The 19,679-nt window shown below is 66.8% G+C and carries 16 protein-coding genes; 5 read left to right on the top strand and 11 right to left on the bottom strand.

Features of this window, described 5'->3' with window-relative positions; all coding sequences use genetic code 11:
• Positions 1–33: 33 nt before the first annotated feature.
• Entirely contained in the window at positions 34–906 is an 873-nt protein-coding gene (locus ACU0DV_RS22805; RefSeq protein WP_446243022.1) for an NAD(P)-dependent oxidoreductase, read from the bottom strand.
• Positions 907–1,010: 104 nt separating this feature from the next.
• Here ACU0DV_RS22805 and ACU0DV_RS22800 point away from each other — a divergent pair, with 104 nt between their 5' ends.
• On the top strand, positions 1,011–3,479 hold the full coding sequence (locus ACU0DV_RS22800; protein WP_446243021.1) for a penicillin acylase family protein: 2,469 nt from the start codon (positions 1,011–1,013) through the stop codon (positions 3,477–3,479).
• Positions 3,476–4,381 (top strand): aminoglycoside phosphotransferase family protein, encoded by a 906-nt coding sequence (locus ACU0DV_RS22795; protein WP_446243020.1) that lies wholly within the window; start codon positions 3,476–3,478, stop codon positions 4,379–4,381. The genes ACU0DV_RS22800 and ACU0DV_RS22795 overlap by 4 nt, the downstream gene beginning before the upstream one ends.
• A gap of 284 nt (positions 4,382–4,665) precedes the next feature.
• On the opposite strand, the gene hflX is transcribed toward ACU0DV_RS22795, so the two are convergent.
• From hflX to dusB, 10 genes are all read right to left on the bottom strand, one after another.
• On the bottom strand, positions 4,666–5,919 hold the full coding sequence (hflX, locus tag ACU0DV_RS22790) for a GTPase HflX (protein ID WP_198521785.1): 1,254 nt from the start codon (positions 5,917–5,919) through the stop codon (positions 4,666–4,668).
• 17 nt (positions 5,920–5,936) lie between these two features.
• The gene (gene hfq, locus ACU0DV_RS22785) at positions 5,937–6,173 is read right to left on the bottom strand and encodes an RNA chaperone Hfq (RefSeq protein ID WP_005860899.1); all 237 of its coding nucleotides are present in this window, start codon (positions 6,171–6,173) and stop codon (positions 5,937–5,939) included.
• 127 nt (positions 6,174–6,300) lie between these two features.
• On the bottom strand, positions 6,301–7,809 hold the full coding sequence (locus tag ACU0DV_RS22780; protein ID WP_100930731.1) for a TrkH family potassium uptake protein: 1,509 nt from the start codon (positions 7,807–7,809) through the stop codon (positions 6,301–6,303).
• A 57-nt stretch (positions 7,810–7,866) separates the two neighbouring features.
• A complete protein-coding gene (trkA, locus tag ACU0DV_RS22775; protein ID WP_100930732.1) occupies positions 7,867–9,243 on the bottom strand; it encodes a Trk system potassium transporter TrkA in 1,377 nt (458 codons plus the stop codon).
• A gap of 125 nt (positions 9,244–9,368) precedes the next feature.
• Positions 9,369–9,977: a hypothetical protein gene (locus tag ACU0DV_RS22770; RefSeq protein ID WP_446243018.1), complete on the bottom strand. Its 609-nt coding sequence runs from the start codon at positions 9,975–9,977 to the stop codon at positions 9,369–9,371.
• Between the two features lie 31 nt (positions 9,978–10,008).
• Positions 10,009–11,427: a nitrogen assimilation response regulator NtrX gene (gene ntrX, locus ACU0DV_RS22765; RefSeq protein ID WP_100930734.1), complete on the bottom strand. Its 1,419-nt coding sequence runs from the start codon at positions 11,425–11,427 to the stop codon at positions 10,009–10,011.
• Positions 11,424–13,625, bottom strand: a complete 2,202-nt coding sequence (locus ACU0DV_RS22760) for an ATP-binding protein (RefSeq protein ID WP_446243017.1) — start codon at positions 13,623–13,625, stop codon at positions 11,424–11,426. Before ACU0DV_RS22760 ends, ntrX begins: the two co-directional genes overlap by 4 nt.
• 228 nt (positions 13,626–13,853) lie before the next feature.
• The gene (locus ACU0DV_RS22755) at positions 13,854–15,224 is read right to left on the bottom strand and encodes a response regulator (protein WP_100930736.1); all 1,371 of its coding nucleotides are present in this window, start codon (positions 15,222–15,224) and stop codon (positions 13,854–13,856) included.
• A complete protein-coding gene (locus tag ACU0DV_RS22750) occupies positions 15,224–16,309 on the bottom strand; it encodes a two-component system sensor histidine kinase NtrB (RefSeq protein ID WP_100930737.1) in 1,086 nt (361 codons plus the stop codon). Before ACU0DV_RS22750 ends, ACU0DV_RS22755 begins: the two co-directional genes overlap by 1 nt.
• The gene (gene dusB / locus ACU0DV_RS22745; RefSeq protein ID WP_446243016.1) at positions 16,309–17,292 is read right to left on the bottom strand and encodes a tRNA dihydrouridine synthase DusB; all 984 of its coding nucleotides are present in this window, start codon (positions 17,290–17,292) and stop codon (positions 16,309–16,311) included. The genes ACU0DV_RS22750 and dusB overlap by 1 nt, the downstream gene beginning before the upstream one ends.
• Before the next feature lie 199 nt (positions 17,293–17,491).
• Here dusB and ACU0DV_RS22740 point away from each other — a divergent pair, with 199 nt between their 5' ends.
• From ACU0DV_RS22740 to ACU0DV_RS22730, 3 genes are read left to right on the top strand one after another with little or no spacing between them, the layout of a single operon-like run.
• Positions 17,492–18,622, top strand: coding sequence for a bifunctional 2-C-methyl-D-erythritol 4-phosphate cytidylyltransferase/2-C-methyl-D-erythritol 2,4-cyclodiphosphate synthase (locus ACU0DV_RS22740; RefSeq protein ID WP_446243015.1), 1,131 nt, complete (start codon positions 17,492–17,494; stop codon positions 18,620–18,622).
• Entirely contained in the window at positions 18,619–19,101 is a 483-nt protein-coding gene (locus ACU0DV_RS22735) for a phosphatidylglycerophosphatase A family protein (RefSeq protein ID WP_100930740.1), read from the top strand. Before ACU0DV_RS22740 ends, ACU0DV_RS22735 begins: the two co-directional genes overlap by 4 nt.
• Positions 19,098–19,565, top strand: coding sequence for a CinA family protein (locus ACU0DV_RS22730; protein WP_446243014.1), 468 nt, complete (start codon positions 19,098–19,100; stop codon positions 19,563–19,565). Before ACU0DV_RS22735 ends, ACU0DV_RS22730 begins: the two co-directional genes overlap by 4 nt.
• Positions 19,566–19,679 lie beyond the last annotated feature (114 nt).

Below are 19,679 nucleotides of genomic sequence, written 5' to 3'. Positions count from 1 at the left end.
CGGGTCGGCGGGCCGGAGGCCCGGCGAAAGCCCTCAGCCCAGCTTGCGCAGCCGCGCAAAGAGCGACGACGTGTCCCAGCGGCCGCCGCCCATGTTCTGCACGTCCTTGTAGAACTGGTCGACCAGCGCCGTCACCGGCAGGGAGGCGCCGTTTTCCTCCGCCGTCTTCAGGCAGATGGCCAGGTCCTTGCGCATCCAGTCGGTGGCAAAGCCGTGTTCGAAGTGACCGTCGAGCATCGTCTTGTAGCGGTTGACCATCTGCCAGGATCCCGCCGCGCCGCCGCCGATGACGTCGACCACGTCGCGCCCGTCGAGACCCGCCTTCTCGGCAAAGTGCAGCCCTTCGGAAAGGCCCTGCACCAGCCCCGCGATGCAGATCTGGTTCACCATCTTGCAAAGCTGGCCCGAGCCGCTCTCGCCCAGCCGTTTGCAGAGCTTGGAATAGGCGTCGATGACCGTCTCCGCCTCGGCGTAGGCGTCTTCCTCGCCGCCGCACATCACCACGAGCTGGCCGTTCTCGGCCCCGGCCTGCCCGCCGGAGATCGGCGCGTCGACGAAGGCCACGTTCTTCTCTGCCGCCGCGGCGTGCAGTTCGCGGGTGACCTGGGCGGACACGGTGGTGTGATCGACGAAGATGCTGCCCGCGTCTATCCCGGCAAAGGCGCCGTCATCGCCAAGGCAGACCGAGCGCAGGTCGTCGTCGTTGCCGACGCAGGACATCACGAGGGTCGCGCCCTTCGCCGCCTCGCGCGGGGTCGGCGCCCATGCACCGCCATGTTCCGCGGCCCATTTCTCTGCCTTGGCGGCGGTGCGGTTGTAGACCGTCACCTCGTGCCCGGCCTTCGCCAGGTGTCCCGCCATGGGGTATCCCATCACCCCCAGACCCAGAAATGCAACTTTTGCCATGCTCAGCCTCCATTCGCCGGTCGCGGAGCCGCCCCTTGGCAAGCGCCGCCGGTCAAGTTAAGTCCCGTCCCGGTCCACGTAACCCGAAACGGCAGGAGAAGGAAATGGCCACACTGTTCCGCTGGCTCCTCCGTCTGACCACCGCGCTGCTGATCGTTGCGCTGGTCGGGATCCTGCTGGTCCGCCATCTCGCCGTGCGCTCCCTGCCCGAGTACGACAAGACCCGGCCCACCGCCGGGATCACCGCCGACATCGAGATCGTGCGCGACAACAACGCCGTGCCGCACATCATGGCGCTGTCGGACCGTGACGCCTTCTTCGGGCTGGGCTACGTGCACGCGCAGGACCGCCTCTGGCAGATGATGCTGCTGCGGCGCACCGCGCAGGGCCGCCTGTCCGAGATCTTCGGGTCGAGGACCGTGCGCACCGACACGCTCTTGCGGCGGCTCGACCTCTACGCGCTCTCGGTCGCCTCGGTCCAGCACCAGGACCCGCGCACCCTCGACGCGCTCGAGGCCTATGCCGCCGGCGTCAACGCCCGCATCTCCGAGATCAACGCCGAGGCGCTGGGGCGCGGCGCGCCGGAGTTCTTCCTCTTCGACGCGAACCTACCGCCATGGCAGCCCGCCGACAGCATCGCCATCGTCAAGCTGATGGCCCTGCAACTGACCGGCCACATCGGCGAGGAGGTGCTGCGCGCCCGCACCTCCCTGATGCTCGACGACGACACGCGCCTTTCCGACATCCTGCCCGACATCCCCGGGGAAGCCATCGCCGCGCTGCCGGAATACGCCTCGCTCTTCCCCGACAGCGACCTGCCGCGCTACGCCGCAGCCACCACCCCGCCCGACCCGTTCCTGCCCGCTGTCCCGCTGCGCGGGCTTGCCGGCGCGTCGAACGCCTGGGCCGCGGCGCCGGACCGCTCCGCCTCCCGCGGGACGCTGCTGGCCAACGACCCGCACCTCGGGCTGACCGCGCCCTCCGTCTGGTACCTCGCGCGGATGCAGCTCCAGTCCGGCGGGGTCATCGGCGGCTCGATCCCCGGCATCCCCGCGATCATGGTCGGCCGGTCCGAGCACATCGCCTTCGGCCTCACCTCCTCCTACCTCGACGACCAGGACCTGCACATCGAGCAGGTGAACCCCGACAATCCCGAAGAGGTGCTGACCCCCGAGGGCTACAAGCCCTTCCGCACCCGCAAGTCGATCATCGACATCAAGGACGAAGCGCCGATCACCATCACCCTGCGCTTCACCGAGAACGGCCCCGTCCTGCCCGGCTCGCAGTACGACCTCGAAACCATCACGCCGCCGGGGCACGTCGTCTCGCTCAACTGGACCGCGCTCTCGGCCGAGGACACCTCGATCTCCGCCGCCGTCGGCCTGATGATGGCGCAGGACGTCTCCGAGGCGATCGAGGTCTCGCGCGCCTATGTCGCCCCCTCGCAGAACCTCACCCTGATCGACGACACCACCGTCGCCATGAAGCTGGTGGGCCAGATGCCCCGCCGCGACCCCAATCATCAAAGCCAGGGCCGCCTGCCCTCGCCCGGCTGGATCGCGGCGAATCGCTGGCAGGGCATGCTGCCCTATTCGCAGAACCCCGAATTCCTCGCCCCGCGCGGCGGCATCGTCGGCAACACCAACAACAAGACCGTCGACCGGCCCTTCCCCGACCACGTCTCCTTCGACTGGGGCGACAGCCAGCGCATCCAGCGCTGGAAGACGCTGATGCAGGGCCGCAAGGTGCACACCCGCGACAGCTTCATCGAGGCGCAGCTCGACACCGTGTCGCCCGCCGCCCGCACGCTCCTGCCGCTCATCGGCCGCGACCTCTGGTACACCACCGAGGCCGCCCCCGAGGGCACGCCCGAACGCCGCCGCCAGCGGGCGCTGGCGCTCCTCGCCGAATGGAACGGCGAGATGAACGAACACATGCCGGAACCGCTGATCTACGCCGCATGGCTGCGCGCGCTGCAGGAACGGCTGATCCGCGACAACCTCGGCCCGCTCGCCGACGAATACACCCACGTGGAGCCGCTCTTCATCGAGCGTGTCTTTCGCAACATCGACGGCGCGGCGTGGTGGTGCGACGTGATCCGCTCCGCCAAGATCGAAAGCTGCTCCGACATCGCGCGGCTGGCGCTGGACGACGCGCTGATCTGGATCGACGAAACCTACGGCACCCAGCTCGAGGCGCTGCGCTGGGGCGACGCCCACGTGGCGATCCACCGTCACACGGTGCTGGGCGACATCCCCCTCGTGCGGACCTTCGTGAACATCCGCCAGAACACCTCTGGCGGCGACTTCACCCTGCAGCGCGGGCGCACCGCGGGCACCGGGCCCGAACCCTTCGCCAACGTGCACGCGGCGGGGTATCGCGGCGTCTACGACTTCGCCGACCCCGACAGCTCGGTCTTCATCATGTCGACCGGGCAATCGGGCCACCCGCTCTCGCGCCATTACGACGACCTTGGGCAGCTCTGGCGGCGCGGCGAATACATCCCCATGTCGCTCGACATCAACCTCGCGCGCGCCGCGGCCACCGGCATCACCCGGCTCGTGAAGCCGTGATCTCCCCGGCGGAGGCGGAGCCCGGGGCCGCAGCCGCGCTCAGGGCCATGGGCCTGCGTGACACCCTCCGGCCGCTCCGCCCGGACGCCCCGCCGGGACAGGCGCAGCTCTTCCGCGCAGGCACATTGCTGGTAAAGGTCTACAGCCCCGAGGCCGCCGACCGCGCGCTGCGGCAGGCCACCCGGCAACAGGCTCTGGCAGAGGCGATGGCCGACGGCCTGCACCGCGTGCCCCCTGTGCTGCACGCCGCAGACGCCACCCTCGTGATGCCATGGATCGACGGGACCGACCTCGCCACGCTGCACGGCGCAGGCACCGACACCGGCACGCTTGCCGGTCGCTGGCTCGACCGCTTCCACGGCCTCACCCGCCGCCGTTTTCCCTTCCGTCCGGCGGGCCACGTCAACTGGCTCGACCGGCTGGTGGAGCAGGCGCAGGCAGGCGACCGGACCATCCCCGACCTGCCCGCCTTCACCGACGCCGTCCGCCGGACGCAGGCCATGGCCGACGCCGCGCGCAAACAGAAGGCCACCCGCGCCGTCACCCACCGCGACATGACGCTCTCGAACCTCCTGCACGACGGCAGCGTCACATGGGGCATCGACGTGGAGAACAGGCGCGAGGACGAGCCACTGCGCGATCTCTTCACCCTCGCGCTCGACCTCGCCACTCTGCCCGTCCCGCGCGGCCCGGGCACGCTGGTCGCGGCCTACGGCGACACGCACACCGCGCCGCCGGTGCATGCCTTCCTGCAACGCTGCTTCTGTCACTGGGTCTGGGCCAACACGCCCCCCGCGCCCTCCCGCAGACAGGCGGCCCGGCTGGCCGCCGCGCGCAGCCACCTCGAGACCGGGCAGCCGGTCTTCACGCAGGTGCCGGGGGCCGGTGCGGCGTTTTCGTAGGGTGGGCGTTCCGGCCCCACGGGCCGGGTTGGCCACCATCCCCCGCCGCGCCCGATTGCCGCGTTAACCACGTTTTCCGACGCCCGGGGGCAAAAGGTTACCAACCGGCCGGTTCGGACCCCCGAAACGGCCGGTTCACCCCTTACAGGCCGGAAACCTTGCTGAAAAAACCGGAAATCGTTGTGGGGCTGCCGCGGCTGTCCCACAAGACCTGCGCGTTGCATCGTCCCCGCGCGGCGTCTTAACCCCGCCGCGCGCACCGTTAAGAATGTCAGGGTTAACGCCTAGAGCTGACCGAAACGCGCCCGGTCGCGCGCCGACCATGTCACGGTCACCTCGTAGCCGTCGTCGGTCTGGTGCTCTTCCTCGACCAGCCCCTTCTCGAACAGCCACGCCCGCTTGCGTCCCTCGTCGAAGCCAAGCGTCAGCGCATCCGTCCGGCGCTCTTCGCCAAGCGCCTCCGTCACCGCGTCGAGGAAGCCGTCCAGCCCCTCTCCGGTCACGGCCGAGACCGCGAAAATGCTCTTGTCCCGGTCCGCGCGGGCTTCGGTCGCGACTTTAACGTCGCCTTCCAACCGATCGATCTTGTTCCACAATTCGATTTGCGGCGTATCCTCGTCGACGCCCAGTCCGGTGAGGATCGTGCGCACGTCCTCGGCCTGCGCCTCGGTCTCCGGATGGGAGATGTCGCGCACGTGCACGATCACATCGGCGGCCAGGACCTCCTCCAGCGTGGCCCGGAAGGCCGCCACCAGTTCGGTCGGCAGGTCGCTGATGAAACCCACCGTGTCCGACAGGATCACATCTGCGCCCGTGGGCAGGCGCACCGCCCGCATGGTCGGGTCGAGCGTGGCGAAAAGCATGTCCTTCGCCATCACCTCTGCACCCGTCAAACGGTTGAAAAGGGTGGATTTTCCGGCGTTCGTATAGCCCACCAGCGCGACGATCGGATAAGGCACCTTGGCCCGCGCCTTGCGGTGCAGCTCACGGGTTTTGACCACCTTGTCGAGCTGCCTACGCAGCCGCACCAACTGCTCGTCGATGGCCCTCCGGTCCGCCTCGATCTGCGTCTCGCCCGGACCGCCGACGAATCCCAGCCCGCCCCGCTGCCGTTCGAGGTGGGTCCAGGCCCTGACCAGCCGAGTCCGCTGGTAGCTGAGCGCCGCCATCTCCACCTGCAGCACGCCTTCCCGCGTCGCCGCACGGTCGCTGAAGATCTCGAGGATCAGACCCGTCCGGTCCAGCAGCTTGACCTTCCACTCGCGTTCCAGGTTGCGCTGCTGCACGGGCGTCACCGGGCCGTCGACCAGCACCAGCTCCACCTCGTTTTCGAGGATCAACTCCTTGAGTTCGCTGATCTTTCCCGAACCGAACAGCATGCCGGGATGCGGGTCGCGCAAGGGCACGACGGTTTCCCCCACGACCTCCAGGTCGGGGAGCGCGCGCGCCAGCGACACCGCCTCCTCCAGCGCCATTTCGGGATCGCGACGCCGGTCCGGAGTACGGATGTTCGGATGCAGAACCCAGGCGCGGGTCAAATGAGGGTCATGTTCCCTCAGTTGTCTTCCCCGTCGTAGAGGTTGATCGGCTGACCCGGCATGATCGTGGAGATCGCGTGCTTGTACACAAGCTGCGACTGCCCGTCCCGGCGCAGCAGGACGCAGAAGTTGTCGAACCAGGTGATGACACCCTGCAACTTCACGCCGTTGATCAGGAACACCGTCACCGGCACCTTCGTCTTGCGAACGTGGTTGAGGAATGCGTCCTGAAGGTTCTGTCTGTCGGAAGCCATTGGTTTGCCTTTGTTCTTGCCTTTGGCCCGTCCCTCGGGGCCGCCCACACCTTCGGGAGTATGCGTTGCCACCTCCGGAGTTTCCAGACGCAATTTCAAGGTTTTTCGCACCCGCGGTGCCTCTGTGTCATCCACGCCAACTCTCCGGGCTAAGCATCACGATCACGGCCAGCAGTTCAAGCCGGCCAAGCACCATCGCACCGCACAGGATCACCTTTGCATGCCACGCATGGGCGCCGAGGTCTATGGCCGTCGATGGCGCAACGTCAATCAGCGGGCCGGTGTTGGCCAGAGTGGCAATCGTCAGCACCGTCGCCTGCTCGAAGTCCAGCCCATAAAGCCCTAGGATCATTGTCAAAAGCGACAAGGTGACGGCAAAGAGCATGAAGAAGACCCAGGCGATGAAGGCACCCTCCCGCCGCATCCTCCGCCCCAGAAGCCCGGCCCCGCCGACGGAGGACGGGTGCACCAGCCGCTCGATCTCGCGCTGGCCGTTGAGGTAGAGCGCATAGACCCGCAGAAGCTTCACCCCACCCGCGGTCGTCGCCACGCCACCGCCCAGCAACGCCAGCCCCATCAGGATGATCCCCGGCGTCGACAGGCCCGACCAGTCCTGCGCCGTGGCCCATTCGGAGCTGAGAAAACCGTTAGTCGTCAGGAAGCTGGCCGCGGTGAACAGCCCGCCCCACAGCGCCTTCAACCCCGCCAGCGCGTTCTGTTCGTCGCCGATCTCCAACGCCGCCGACCAGTGCCGCGCGAACAGCACCAGCGGGACGACGACGATGATCAGCAAACCCAGCCGGAATTCCGCGTCGTAATACAACCCCCGCTCGTTCCGCGTGTCGGAGGAGAACGTCTGCCGCGACAAGGCGAAGGCGAGGAACAGGAACAGGATCGCCTCGCCCCAGATGCCGCTCGGCGCATTCTCGACGCCGCCGATGGGGGATATGCCCGAGGTCGACATCACCGACATGGCGTGGGTCAGGGCCACCAGCGGCGGATCGCCCGCCACCAGCAACATCACCGCCAGCGCCATGGTCAGCCCGATGTAGAGCGGCACAAGCGCCTCGACGCTGCGCATCAGACGGTGGCCGGGGTTCGACGTCGTGCTGCGCGCCACCCCCGGCAGGATCGCCTGCCCCGGTTCACCCGCCGCCGTCACCTCGAACCCACCCAGTGCCAGAGGTGCCAGGATGGCGGAGGCCGCGACCCACATCAGCATCCCGCCCAGCCAGCCGACCTGCGCGCGCCACAAGTGCTCCGGCCCGGACAGGCGCGTCGGGTCGAACAGGGTGGCGCCGGTGGTCGTGAAGCTCGACACCATCTCGAAGTAGGCGCTGTCGAATGTGGTCGTGCGCACCGCCTCGTAGAACGGCACAGCCATCATCAGCGGCAGCAGAAGGAACCCTGCGGCCAGCGCAAGCAATTGACGCATAGCGCTTTTGTTGTGCTCGCGGTTGGACATCGCGACGGCGATCAGCGTGGTCAGCACCAGCCCGATGATCGCCGCGTAGAAGAAGCTGCGGGAATCGTGGAATTCCTCGATCGCCAGCGCGTAGGCCGCAGGCAGGAACATCGACACCGAGGTCAGCCCCATCAGCAACAGGAACAGCGGCAGGCGCAGCAGCACGGTCATGCGCCGGTCTCCGCCGGGCGCCGTTCGGACGGATGTGCTGCGCGGCCGGCCATGGGCTCAGAAGAAGTCGATGGAGACCTGCAGAAGGCGTTCGACCTCCGGCACGTCGCCCGACAGGCTGAAGAGCACGATCTGGTCGCCGTCCTCGATCCGCAGCCCGCCGGTGGGTTTGACCACCTTGTCGCCCTTGCGCACCGCACCCACCAGCACACCTTCGGGGAAGTCGATGTCGCGGATCATGGCGCCGGCGATGGGCGAGGTGGAGAGGACCTCCGCCTCGATCACCTCGGCCTCCGCATCGCCGATGGAGTAGACCGCGCGCACCTTGCCGTGCCGGATGTGGCGCAGGATCGACGAGACGGTGGTGGAGCGCGGGTTGATGTAGGCGTCGATGCCGAGCGGCTCCATCAGCGGCACCAGCGTCGGGTCGTTGATGAGGGCGATCACCATGGGACAACCCGCGGCCTTGGCGCGCACCGCCGCCAGCAGGTTCACCTTGTCGTCGTCGGTCACGCAGAGCGCGGCGTCGGCCCGTTCGATCCCCGCCTCCGACAGCAGCGCGCGGTCGAGCCCGTCGCCGTGCAGGACGATGGTCCGTTCCAGTTCCTCGGCGGCGCGTTCGGCCTGCTTGCGGTCCCGCTCGATGACCTTGGCGCGGATGCGTTCGGTCTTGTTCTCGAGTCGCCGGGCCACCGCCAGGCCGACGTTTCCGCCGCCGACGATCACGACCCGTTCCTGCTTGCGGTAGGTCTTGCCGAAGATCTCCAACGCGCGGCCGATGTCGTCGGCATGCACCATGACATAGGCGCTGTCCCCGGCGAAAAGCTGGTCGCCGCTTTCGGGGGCGAACAGCGTGCCCTCGCGCCGGATGCCGACCACGACCGCCCGCAGGGTCGAGAACAGGTCGGTCAGCTGCCGCAGCGGCGTATTGATGACCGGCGACTCCGGGTCGATGGACAACCCCATGAGCTGGGCCTGACCGTCGAGGAACTTTTCCGTATCGAAGGCGACCGGTGCCGCAAGCCGTTGCAGCGCCGCCTCCGCCACCTCGCGTTCGGGCGAGATCACCACGTCGATGGGCATGTGATCGCGCCGGTAAAGATCGGAGTAGATGGCGGTCAGGTAGCTTTCGGCACGCAGGCGCGCGATCTTGCGCGGCACGGCAAAGACCGAATGCGCCACCTGGCAGGTCACCATGTTGACCTCGTCCGAATGGGTCGCGGCGATCACCATGTCGGCGTCGCGTGCACCGGCACGGTCCAGCACGTCGGGGTAAGAGGCGAAACCGGCGATGCCCTGCACGTCGAGCGAATCCGTCGCGCGGCGTACGAGATCGGGGTTGCTGTCCACCACGGTCACATCGTTTCGCTCACCGGACAGGTGCCGCGCGATCTGCCAACCGACCTGGCCCGCCCCACAGATGATGACCTTCATGGCCCGACCTCACAGGTTTTCCACCGGCATGACACGCACACGACACCTCGTCAACGTCTTGGGCGTGTGGCGCGTCGGCCCGTTCCCGCACCGATCCACCAGTGCCCGGACCGCCGCAATCGGGATCACCGTCCTTCGGCGACCCGTGCCTGCCATTCTCGTTTCCAGGCAAAGACTTCCTCGCGCGAATCCCAGTGGTAGCGCGGGTCTTCGAGCGTCTTGCTCCACCACAGCCGACCCATGCCCTGCCGCCAAGGATCCAGCACGATGCCCTGCTCGAAACTGGCCCCCTTGGCCGAGACGATCAGCACCGAATGCTCCAGCGAGATGTTGCGCGAATTGGCGATGGCGCGGTGCAGGTCGATGGTCTTGAGGTCGAGGCGCCACATGGCGCGTTGCAGGTCGTCAGCCCAGTCCTTGCACAGCCCACGCGGCTTCAGCCCGTGGTTCACCTTCATGTTGTGGATCAGCGGGGGATCGACGACATCCCATTCCTTCGCCCAGACCAGCGGTTCCCGCACCGCGACCTCGGCCACGCGCTGCGCCTCTGCCGGGTCGATGCCCGGTCCGAGGGCAAGGATGTCCCGCTTGAGCGACTCGATCTTCGCCGCCTCGGCCGATTGCGTCGCGGCAAAGTTCATCGCCTCCGCCGGCACACGCTGGTCCGTGGGCATGCCGCAACCTGCCAGCCCCATGCTCAGCAGGCACAGGCCCGCCACCAAAGTCCGTTTCATCACTGCCTCGTCTGCCTCTTCCGCGCGCCGCTCAGGACGCTTCCGACATGCGGTCCTCGTCCACACGCGCCACGCGCCCGCCGGACTTGGCCGAGGTCACCACGCCGAGAGACTTCAGCTTCCGGTGCAGCGCCGACCGCTCCATACCGACAAACGACGCCGTGCGCGAGATGTTCCCACCGAAACGGTTGATCTGGGTCAGCAGGTATTCGCGTTCGAAAGCCTCGCGCGCCTCGCGCAGCGGCAGCGTCGCCAGTGTGCCCGAAAGCACCACGCGGCCCTCGCCATCTTCGCCCGGCACGCTTTCCTGCGGCAGCTCGCGCGCCTCGATGGGGCCGTGCCCGTCGCCGAGGATCAGCACCCGCTCAACCAGGTTCTTCAACTGGCGAACGTTGCCCGGCCAGGTCATCGTCTGCATGAGCGCGATGGCGTCCTCGGTCAGTTCGCGCAGCGGCAGGCCCTGAGTCAGGTTGCAGCCCTCGATGAAGTGACGCGCCAGAACCGGAATGTCCTCGCGCCGCTCCGCCAGCGACGGCACCGCGATCGGAACCACGTTCAGGCGGTGGTACAGTTCCTCGCGGAACCGGCCCATGGCGATTTCCTCCTGCAGATCGCGATTGGTCGACGAGATCACCCGCAGGTCCACCCGCACCTTGTCGTTGCCGCCGACGCGCTGGAACTGCTGGTCGACCAGCACGCGCAGGATCTTGGACTGCGTACCGACGGGCATGTCCGCGACTTCATCGAAATAGACGACGCCGCCGTGGGCCTGTTCCAGCAACCCGGGCTCGATCCCGCGCTTGGCGCTTTCGCGACCGAAGAGCATGGCCTCCATCATCTCCGGCTCGACGCCCGCGCAGTTCACCGTCACGAAAGGCGCCTGCGCGCGGTTCGAATTGGCGTGGATGTAGCGCGCGGCCACTTCCTTGCCACAGCCCGCGGGGCCGGTCAGCATCACGCGGCCGTTCGACTTCGTCACCTTCTCGAGCTGCGACACCAGCGTGCGGAACGACGCGCTTTCGCCGATCATCTCCGCCTGCCGCACCTCACCGCGCTTGAGCTGCTGGTTCTCGCGGCGCAGCATGGACGCCTCCATCGCGCGGCGGATCACGACCAGCAACTGGTCGATGTTGAACGGCTTCTCGATGAAGTCGTAGGCGCCCTGCTTGATCGCCGCCACGGCGATCTCGATATTGCCGTGACCGGAGATGATCACGACCGGGATGTCGGGGTTGTCGCGCTTGACGGTCTTGAGGATGTCGATCCCGTCCATCTTGCTGTCCTTCAGCCAGATGTCGAGGATCAGGAGCGCGGGCGGCTCGGAGTTGATTTCAGCCATGGCATCGTTCGAGTTGCCTGCCAGCCGGGTTGTATAGCCCTCGTCCTCGAGGATATCCCCGATCAGCTCGCGGATGTCACGCTCGTCGTCGACAATCAGGATGTCGCTCATGCCGTCTTCTCCATGTTTTCGTTATTGAATTCCGGTTGCGGCTGCTCTGCCGCGGGTCTCAGCGGCAGCCGGACGACCGCCATCGCGCCACGGTGGGCGCCATCCGAAAACGGCGGTGCATCTTCCAGATGCAGCGTGCCGCCATGTTCCTCGATGATCTTCTTGACGATGGGCAGGCCAAGGCCGGTGCCCTCGTTCCGGGTGGTGACGTAGGGCTCGAACAGGCGCGCGCGGTCCTCGGGCAGGCCGATGCCGTTGTCCATGATGCGGATCACCGCGTCGTTGCCGTCGATCTCGCCCTCGACCCGGATCTCCGGCCTGTAGCCCTCTGGCGCGCCCTTCAGGATCAGGCTTTCCGTGGCCTCGCCCGCGTTCTTGATCAGGTTGGTGAAGGCCTGCCCGATCATGCCCGCGTCAAGTTCCGACGGCATCTTCTGCCTCGGGAGGTCGGTGCGGAAGGTCACGTTGGGCTGGCCGCTGTCCTGCAGCAGGATCGCCCCGCGCAGCAGGTCGCCCAGGTCCTCCGGTCGCCGTTCCGGTTCCGGCATGCGCGCGAACTTGGAGAATTCGTCGACGATCCGCCGCAGCCCGTCGGTCTGTCGGACGATCACGCCGGTCATCTCCTCCAGCTTCTCGGCGTCGGCCTCATCCAGCTGGCGGGCGAACTTGCGCTTTATCCGTTCCGCCGAAAGCTGGATCGGGGTGAGCGGGTTCTTGATCTCGTGCGCGATGCGCCGCGCCACGTCGCCCCAGGCCGCCATCCGCTGCGCGCTGACAAGGTCGGTCACGTCGTCGAAGGCAACCACGTACCCTTCGAGAGAGCCGTCGGCGCGGCGGCGCGTGGACAGGCGCACCAGCAGATGTTCCAGCCGGCCTTCGCGGATGACCTTGACCTCCTGCTGAACGACCTCCCGGCCCTCGTTGCGCAGGCGGTCGAACACCTCGCCGAACTCCGGCACGGCCACCATGATCGGATCGGCACGATGGGTTTCGTGCCAGCCCAGCAACCGTTCGGCCGAGCGGTTCACGAAGGCCACGGTCCCGTCCGGATCGAGACCGACGACACCCGAGGTGACGGAGGTCAGCACGGAGTCGAACAGCCGTTGCCGCCGCTCGATCTGGCGCGTGTTCTCCAGCAATGTCTCGCGCTGCGCCTTGAGCTGGCGGGTCATCTGGTTGAACAGGCGCCCGAGCATCGAAATCTCGTCGTCGGTCTCCTCCTCGATCACCTGCACGTCGAGGTCGCCCTTGCCGACCTGCTGCGCCGCCCCCGCCAGACGCCCCACCGGGCGCGACAGCCGTTCCGCGAACCAAAGGCCCGCCCATGTCGCGGCGAGGATCAGCAGCACCGCAAAACCGAGATACAGCATGGCGAAGTCGAACAGCCGCCTGCCCCGCTCGCTTTCCTGCTGCTGGTAGAAGCGCGCGGTCTCCTGCGTTTCGTCCAGCAGGTTCAGGATCGCACCGTCGACCTCGCGGCTGATGTAGAGGTAGCGGTCCACGAAGGCGGCAAGCGGCACCAGCGCGCGCAGTTCGTTGTTGTCGTAATCCGGGATGATCGCGACCCCGGTTTCCTCCGCCTCCGCGAAGTCGGAGACCCGAGGTTCCTCGTAATTGAACAGGTAGGAGCGTTCGCCCCGCGCCCGTATCTCTCCGGCGCCGTCGATCACGTAGGCCTCGCGCAGGCCCCGCTGGATGCGCCCCTGCCCCTGCCCCAGCAACCGCCGCAGCGCCCCGTCATCGATCATGAAGGCGGCGCGGCGGCTGGAATCGAGGAATTCCGCCAAGGCTTCCGCATCCTGCACGAGGCCCTCGCGGCTTTGTTCGTCATAGGCTTCGGCCGCGGCGCGCGACGCGCTCACCACGTTCTGCACGCGGGTGGAGAACCACGTCTCCAAGCCGATGTTGATGGTCAGCACCGCGAAGACGGCAACCGTGATCGTCGGCAGAAGCGCCATCATCACGAAGGCGGTGGTCAACCTCAGGTGCAGTCGCGACCCCGCCGATTGCGCCCGCCGGGCCGACACCATCCGGCTGACCCGCATCAGCACGAGCGCCGCCAGAAGCAGGACGTAGACCAGGTCGGCCAGCAGCACCATGCGCAGGCTGGATGTCGACGAGCCCTGGTCCAGCGGGCCAAGCACGAGGAACGTGGAAAACGCGAGGATCGGCCCAAGCGCCACAAGCAGGAAGGTCATCAGGTTCGAAAACCAGCGACGCCGCCTCAGCCGAATGAGCAGTGCCCATGTCGGCGACCGGAACGTGATACGTGCCCGCGTGGCCACAGCCAACCCTCGTCAATGTAGCGCAGCCCGCCTCTTTCTAGAGGTCATCACAACGCAAACCGCCATATCTGGTGACCTTCTCACCCCATGACGCAGCGTTAACGCGGATCATGGCGACGGGGTCACACCTATGTGGTCTTTTTACATCAACTTTCGGCGGCGTGTCACGCGAATATCCAGATCCGTGATCTTCTTGCGCAAAGTATTGCGGTTTATTCCCAGAAGGTCGGCGCATTTCGCCTGATTCCCCCCGGTTGCCTCAAGGGCAATCTCGATCAGCGGGGCCTCGACCTCGCGGATGATACGCCCGTGCAGACCCGGCGGCGGCAGCATCGCGCCATGCAGGTCGAAATACCGGCGCAGGTGGCGCGCGACGGATTCGCCCAGCTTGTCGCTGTCGCCCCCGCGCAGCACAGGTCCGGTTTCCGGCTGGTTGCCCAGAACCGCCTCGACCTCTGCCCTTGTGATCTCTTCGGACCGCGAGGTCAGCGACAGCCGCCGCACAGCGTTCTCGAGCTGGCGCACGTTGCCCGGCCAGGAATACACCCGGAACAGGTCCGCCGCGCCTTCGGACAGCCAGCGCTTCGACGCGCCTTCACGCTCCGCCCGCGCAAGGAAGTGGTCGGTCAGGAGCGAGATGTCCTCAACCCGCTCCCGCAGCGAAGGCACAGCGATGGCCGCGCCGTCGAGGCGGTAGAACAGGTCCTGCCGCACCTTGCCGCCCTCGATCAGCGACTGCGGGTCCATCTGGCTGGAGGCGAGGAAGCGCGGCACGTGATCGCCAGGCACATCCATCATGCGCACGATCCGGGCCTGGATCTCGTCCGGGACATCGGCGATCTCGTCGATCAGCAGCGTCCCGCCCTTCACCCGCGCCAGCACCCGCGCCGGACCGTCGAGGTCCTGCAGGTCGCCCGCCGTCACGGTGACGAAGGGCAGCGTCCGCCGGTCGGAAAAATCGTGCAGCGCCTTCGCGATCAGCGACTTTCCCGTGCCGCTTTCGCCGGTGATCAACACCGGGAGGTCGGTGTTCATCACCTTGGCGACAAGCCGGTATAGCGCCTGCATCGCCGGGGTCTTGCCCACCAGCGGCAGCTCGTCCGGCTCGTCGGCGCCGACCACCGTCTCTTCTCGCCGGGGCGCGCGGTTGCGGTTCTCCAGCGCCTTGGCCGTGCGCTTCATCAGGTCCGGCAGGTCGAAGGGTTTGGGCAGGTAGTCGTAGGCTTCCGCCTCCGCCGCCTGGATCGCCGTCATGATGGTGTTCTGCGCCGAGATCACGATCACCGGCAGGCCGGGCCGGTCCTCGGAAATTTTCGGCAGCATCTCGAGCCCGTTTCCGTCGGGCATCATGACGTCGGAGATCACCACATCCCCCTTGCCCTCGCCGACCCACCGCATGAGCGTGGTCAGCGAAGAGGTTGCGTGCACCTTGCAGCCCGCGCGCGTCAGCGCCTGGGTCAGCACGGTGCGGATCGTGCGGTCGTCGTCAGCGACAAGAACGGTGCCGTCCATCACTTGGTCTCCTTCTTCGCCCGGGGGGCCCGGGGCAGCGAAATGCGAAAGACCGTGCGGCCGGGGACGGAGTCCACCGAGATCCAGCCGTCGTGGTCCGAAATGATCTTCGACACCAGCGCGAGGCCAAGCCCCGTGCCGTTCTCCTTGCCCGAAACGAAGGGATCGAAGATGTCGCCCTTGATCGCCTCGGGCAGGCCGGGACCATCGTCGATGATCTCGATCTGCAGCGGCAGCGTCTGGCCGGAGCCGTCCGCGCGCCGCAGGCGGAAGCTGTGTTCGTAATAGGTGTGCAGCGTGATGTGGCCGCCGTTGATCGGATCAGCCGCCTCGGAGGCGTTCTTCACCAGGTTCAGCACCACCTGCAGCAGCTGGTCCGGGTCGCCCCAGGCCATCGGCAGCGAGGGGTCGTATTCCTCGTGGATGCGCATGTGCGCACCGAACCCCAGAAGCGCCGATCTGCGGGCCCGGTCCAGAACATCGTGGATGTTCACCTCGCGCCGGTCGGGCGCCGAGAGGTTACCGAACTGTTCGACCTGCTCCAGCAGCTTCACGATCCGCCGCGTCTCGGCGACGATAAGGTCCGTGAATTCAAGGTCTTCCTTGGGCAAGTTCATGCTGAGAAGCTGGGCCGCGCCGGTGATCCCCGCCAGCGGGTTCTTGATTTCGTGGGCCAGCATCTCTGCCATGCCGATGGCAGACTTCGCGGCGGATTTCACCGAATGGCTCTGCGTCATCCGCCCGGCCAGCTCGCGTGGCGAGATCAGCATGACCATCCAGCCCTCGCGCCCCTGAAGCGGCGCGATCTGAAGGTTGCACACCAGCGGCGGCCGGCTGCCGGTGCCCACGTCCACATCGTTGACGAAGAGCGGCGTGCCGTTTTCCCGGGCGCGGCTCAGGCTCTCCTCCAGCGGCGCGTCGATGGCGAGCCGGTCCCAGATCGGCTGCCCCTGCAGCCACTTGGCGGAGTTGTTCAGGAAGCCCTCGGCCGCCGGGTTCAGGTCGCCGATCTTCTCGTCCGGATCGATCAGCACCGCCGGGACCGGCAGCGAGGACCAGATCATCATGTCGCGGTCATCCATCATCACGCCGCGTCCTTGTCTTGCGTCAGTACCGCCTCGCGCAGATGCGATAGGACCCGCGCCGGGTCACGTTCCGTCAGGACCGTCTTGCGCAGCGCCGCCGGCGTGCCCGCGCGATCCATGTACCAGCCGAGGTGCTTGCGTGCGACGCGGTTGCCCAGCGTGGGCCCGTAGAAGTCGAGCATCGCCTCGTAGTGTTCGGCAACCAGATCGGCCAGGTCCTCGCCTTCGGGGATCTGCGGCGCCGGGGCGCCATGCAACTTTGAGGCGATCTCGGCCAGAACCCAGGGCGCGCCCTGCGCCCCGCGACCGACCATCACACCGTCCGCGCCGGAAAGGTCGAGCGCTTGCTGCGCCGTGTCCGCGTCGGTGATGTCTCCGTTGGCGACGACAGGGATCGACACCGCCTCTTTCACCGCGCGGATCGCCGCCCAGTCGGCGCGGCCCTTGTAGAACTGGCAGCGTGTCCGGCCGTGGATCACGATCATACGGACGCCCGCGCCCTCGGCCCGCCGCGCGAGATCCGGCGCGTTCAGGTCGGCGTCGTCCCAGCCCAGCCGGGTCTTCAGCGTCACCGGCAGATCGACCGCGGCCACCACCGCCTCGATCAACCGCAGGGCGTGGTCGGGCACCCGCATCAGCGCCGAGCCAGACCATCCGCCCGTCACCTTCTTGGCCGGGCAACCCATGTTGATGTCGATCACCCGGGCGCCCATGTCCGCGACCATCCGGGCGGCTTCGGCCATCGGCTCCGGCTCGCGCCCGGCGATCTGCACGGAGGTGTTTTCCACCTGCGCGCCCAACTCCGCCTTTTCCCGCGTTCCGGGTCTCGCCGTCAGGAATTCACCCGATGCGATCATCTCTGAAACCACGAGTCCGGACCCGAACCGGGACACCAAAGTCCGGAACGGGAGATCCGTGATTCCCGCCAGCGGTGCGAGCAGCACCGGCGGTTCAATTTGTCGTTTTCCGATGGAAAGCACCAAATGCCTAGTCCTTGTGCGACGTACGGGAGTAAAGCACATCTCCGGTCGGAGTTAGCCTCTGTATTGTATTCCTTCAATGTTTCCGACGCCCTTTGCACCGCACCCACTGAAAATTGCCTAAAAAAAAGGCATACCGTCGGGAAGATTGCAACCGCACCACACCCCCCTTATGAGAAGGAAGCCAAAGGATTTCAGACGTATGCGCACAGCAATCCTCATCGTTGCGGCCGGTCGCGGAACCCGTGCCGGGGGCGCGCTGCCGAAGCAGTGGCAAGACGTTGCGGGCCGTCCAGTGGCGCGCTGGACGCTTGAGGCGATGTCGGGATTCGGTTCGCTCGCGATGGTTATCCATCCCGAAGATCAGGCCCGCGCCGAAGCGGTCTGCGTCGGGCTGGACGTCCGGCTGGTCCACGGTGGCGCGGAACGGTCGACCTCTGTCCGCAATGGCCTGGAGGCGCTGAGCGGCGAAGGCTTCGACGCCGTTCTGATCCACGATGTGGCCCGCCCCTGTGTGCCCGCGGAGACCGTGCAGGCCGTGCTGGACGCGCTTCACACGGCACCGGCTGCGGCACCTGCTCTTGCCGTCACCGATGCGCTCTGGACGGCCGAGGACGGCCATGTCAGCGGCACCCGCGACCGCAGCGGGCTGTTCCGCGCACAGACGCCTCAGGGGTTCCGCTTCGACGGCATTCTTGCCGCGCATCGCGCCTTTGTGGGCGTGGCCGCCGACGATGTGGAGGTCGCCCGCGCCGCCGGTATGGAGGTCCGGGTCACACCCGGCTCCGAGCGCAATATCAAGATCACGACGCCAGAGGATTTCTCTCGCGCCAGCAACATGTTACGAGGCACCATGGACGTAAGGACCGGCAACGGATACGATGTGCACGCTTTCGAGGAGGGCGACCACGTCATCCTCTGCGGCGTGCGCATCCCGCACACCCGAAATCTGAAAGGCCATTCGGACGCCGACGTGGGCATGCATGCCGTGACGGATGCACTGTATGGAGCGCTGGCGGAGGGCGACATCGGGCGGCATTTCCCGCCCAGCGATCCGCAGTGGAAAGGCGCCGCATCCGAGATATTCTTGACACACGCGGTCGACCTGGCACGGACGCGCGGCTTCCGTATCGGCAACGTCGATCTGACGCTGATCTGCGAACGCCCGAAGATCGGCCCGCATGCTGCTGAAATGACGAAGGAAATGTCCCGGATCATGAACCTCGAACCTGACCGCATCTCGATCAAGGCGACCACCTCCGAACGGTTGGGGTTCACCGGGCGCGAAGAGGGAATCGCTGCCATCGCCACCGCGACGCTGGTGTCGATATGAAGTGGATCGCATCCGTCGGCGGCATCGGCTTCCTGCGCCCCGCCTCCGGCACCTGGGGCTCGCTCGCGGCGCTGCCCATGGCCTACGTCATCCACCTGATCGGCGGCTTCTGGCTGCTGCTGGCGCTCAGCGTGGTGGTGTTCTTTGCGGGCCTCAAGGCGACAGAGGCGCTGACCCGCACGGGCGACCACGACCCGTCATGGATCGTCATCGACGAGGTCGTGGGCCAGTGGATCGCAATCATGCCGGTCAGCTTCGGCGCGGGCATGATGGGGATCGAGGTCTGGCGGCTGTGGCCCGGCTGGGTCTCCGGCTTCGTGCTGTTCCGGCTGTTCGACATCTGGAAACCGTGGCTGGTGGGCCGTGCCGACCGGCGCGGCGATGCGCTTGGCGTGATGCTCGATGACGTGATCGCAGGCGTCTTTGCGGCACTCGTCTCCATCGTTCTGGCCGCCCTCTACCACGGGACATTGATGTGAAGATTGCAGAGCACATTCTTGAAAAGGCCAGGGGAACCTTCAGAACCGTGACAGCGGCGGAAAGCTGTACAGGCGGCAAGGTGGCGGCGGCGCTCACCGATGTGCCGGGATCCTCGGCGATCTTCGAGCGCGGATTCGTCACATACTCCAACCTCGCCAAGCAGGAGATGCTGGGTGTCCGCGCCGCAACCTTAGAGGCGCACGGCGCGGTGTCGGAAGAGGTCGCGCGCGAAATGGCGGAGGGCGCGCGTCAGGCTGCCCGCGCGGACGTCGCAGTGGCCATCAGCGGCATCGCGGGTCCGGGCGGATCCGAGTTCAAGCCGGAAGGCCGGGTCTGTTACGCCCTCGCCGATGCGTCAGGCACGAGGTCAGAGACGATCGAACACGGTGCGCTCGGACGCGACAAGGTGCGGAACGCGGCGACGGAACACGCACTGGCGATGCTGCTGGCGGCGCTGTCCTGACCGCTCAAATCCGCAAAACAGCCACCATACAATTTCCGACCAATTATTGTGCGATTGTCGAAAATATGGATAATTTCAGCGCCGTTATGAAAACCGCACACGAATTGCCCGCCT

Source organism: Sagittula sp., from assembly GCF_052825245.1.
This window is presented reverse-complemented; position numbering and strand designations above follow the sequence as displayed.

Excerpts from the sequence above, each read along its gene's own strand:
- ACU0DV_RS22805 (WP_446243022.1), bottom strand. The coding sequence starts at position 906 with ATGGCAAAAGTTGCATTTCTGGGTCTGGGGGTGATGGGATACCCCATG.
- ACU0DV_RS22800 (WP_446243021.1), top strand. The coding sequence starts at position 1,011 with ATGGCCACACTGTTCCGCTGGCTCCTCCGTCTGACCACCGCGCTGCTG.
- hfq (WP_005860899.1), bottom strand. The coding sequence starts at position 6,173 with ATGGCTTCCGACAGACAGAACCTTCAGGACGCATTCCTCAACCACGTT.
- ACU0DV_RS22780 (WP_100930731.1), bottom strand. The coding sequence starts at position 7,809 with ATGACCGTGCTGCTGCGCCTGCCGCTGTTCCTGTTGCTGATGGGGCTG.
- trkA (WP_100930732.1), bottom strand. The coding sequence starts at position 9,243 with ATGAAGGTCATCATCTGTGGGGCGGGCCAGGTCGGTTGGCAGATCGCG.
- ACU0DV_RS22770 (WP_446243018.1), bottom strand. The coding sequence starts at position 9,977 with ATGAAACGGACTTTGGTGGCGGGCCTGTGCCTGCTGAGCATGGGGCTG.
- ntrX (WP_100930734.1), bottom strand. The coding sequence starts at position 11,427 with ATGAGCGACATCCTGATTGTCGACGACGAGCGTGACATCCGCGAGCTG.
- ACU0DV_RS22760 (WP_446243017.1), bottom strand. The coding sequence starts at position 13,625 with ATGACCTTCCTGCTTGTGGCGCTTGGGCCGATCCTCGCGTTTTCCACG.
- ACU0DV_RS22755 (WP_100930736.1), bottom strand. The coding sequence starts at position 15,224 with ATGGACGGCACCGTTCTTGTCGCTGACGACGACCGCACGATCCGCACC.
- ACU0DV_RS22750 (WP_100930737.1), bottom strand. The coding sequence starts at position 16,309 with ATGATGGATGACCGCGACATGATGATCTGGTCCTCGCTGCCGGTCCCG.
- ACU0DV_RS22740 (WP_446243015.1), top strand. The coding sequence starts at position 17,492 with ATGCGCACAGCAATCCTCATCGTTGCGGCCGGTCGCGGAACCCGTGCC.
- ACU0DV_RS22735 (WP_100930740.1), top strand. The coding sequence starts at position 18,619 with ATGAAGTGGATCGCATCCGTCGGCGGCATCGGCTTCCTGCGCCCCGCC.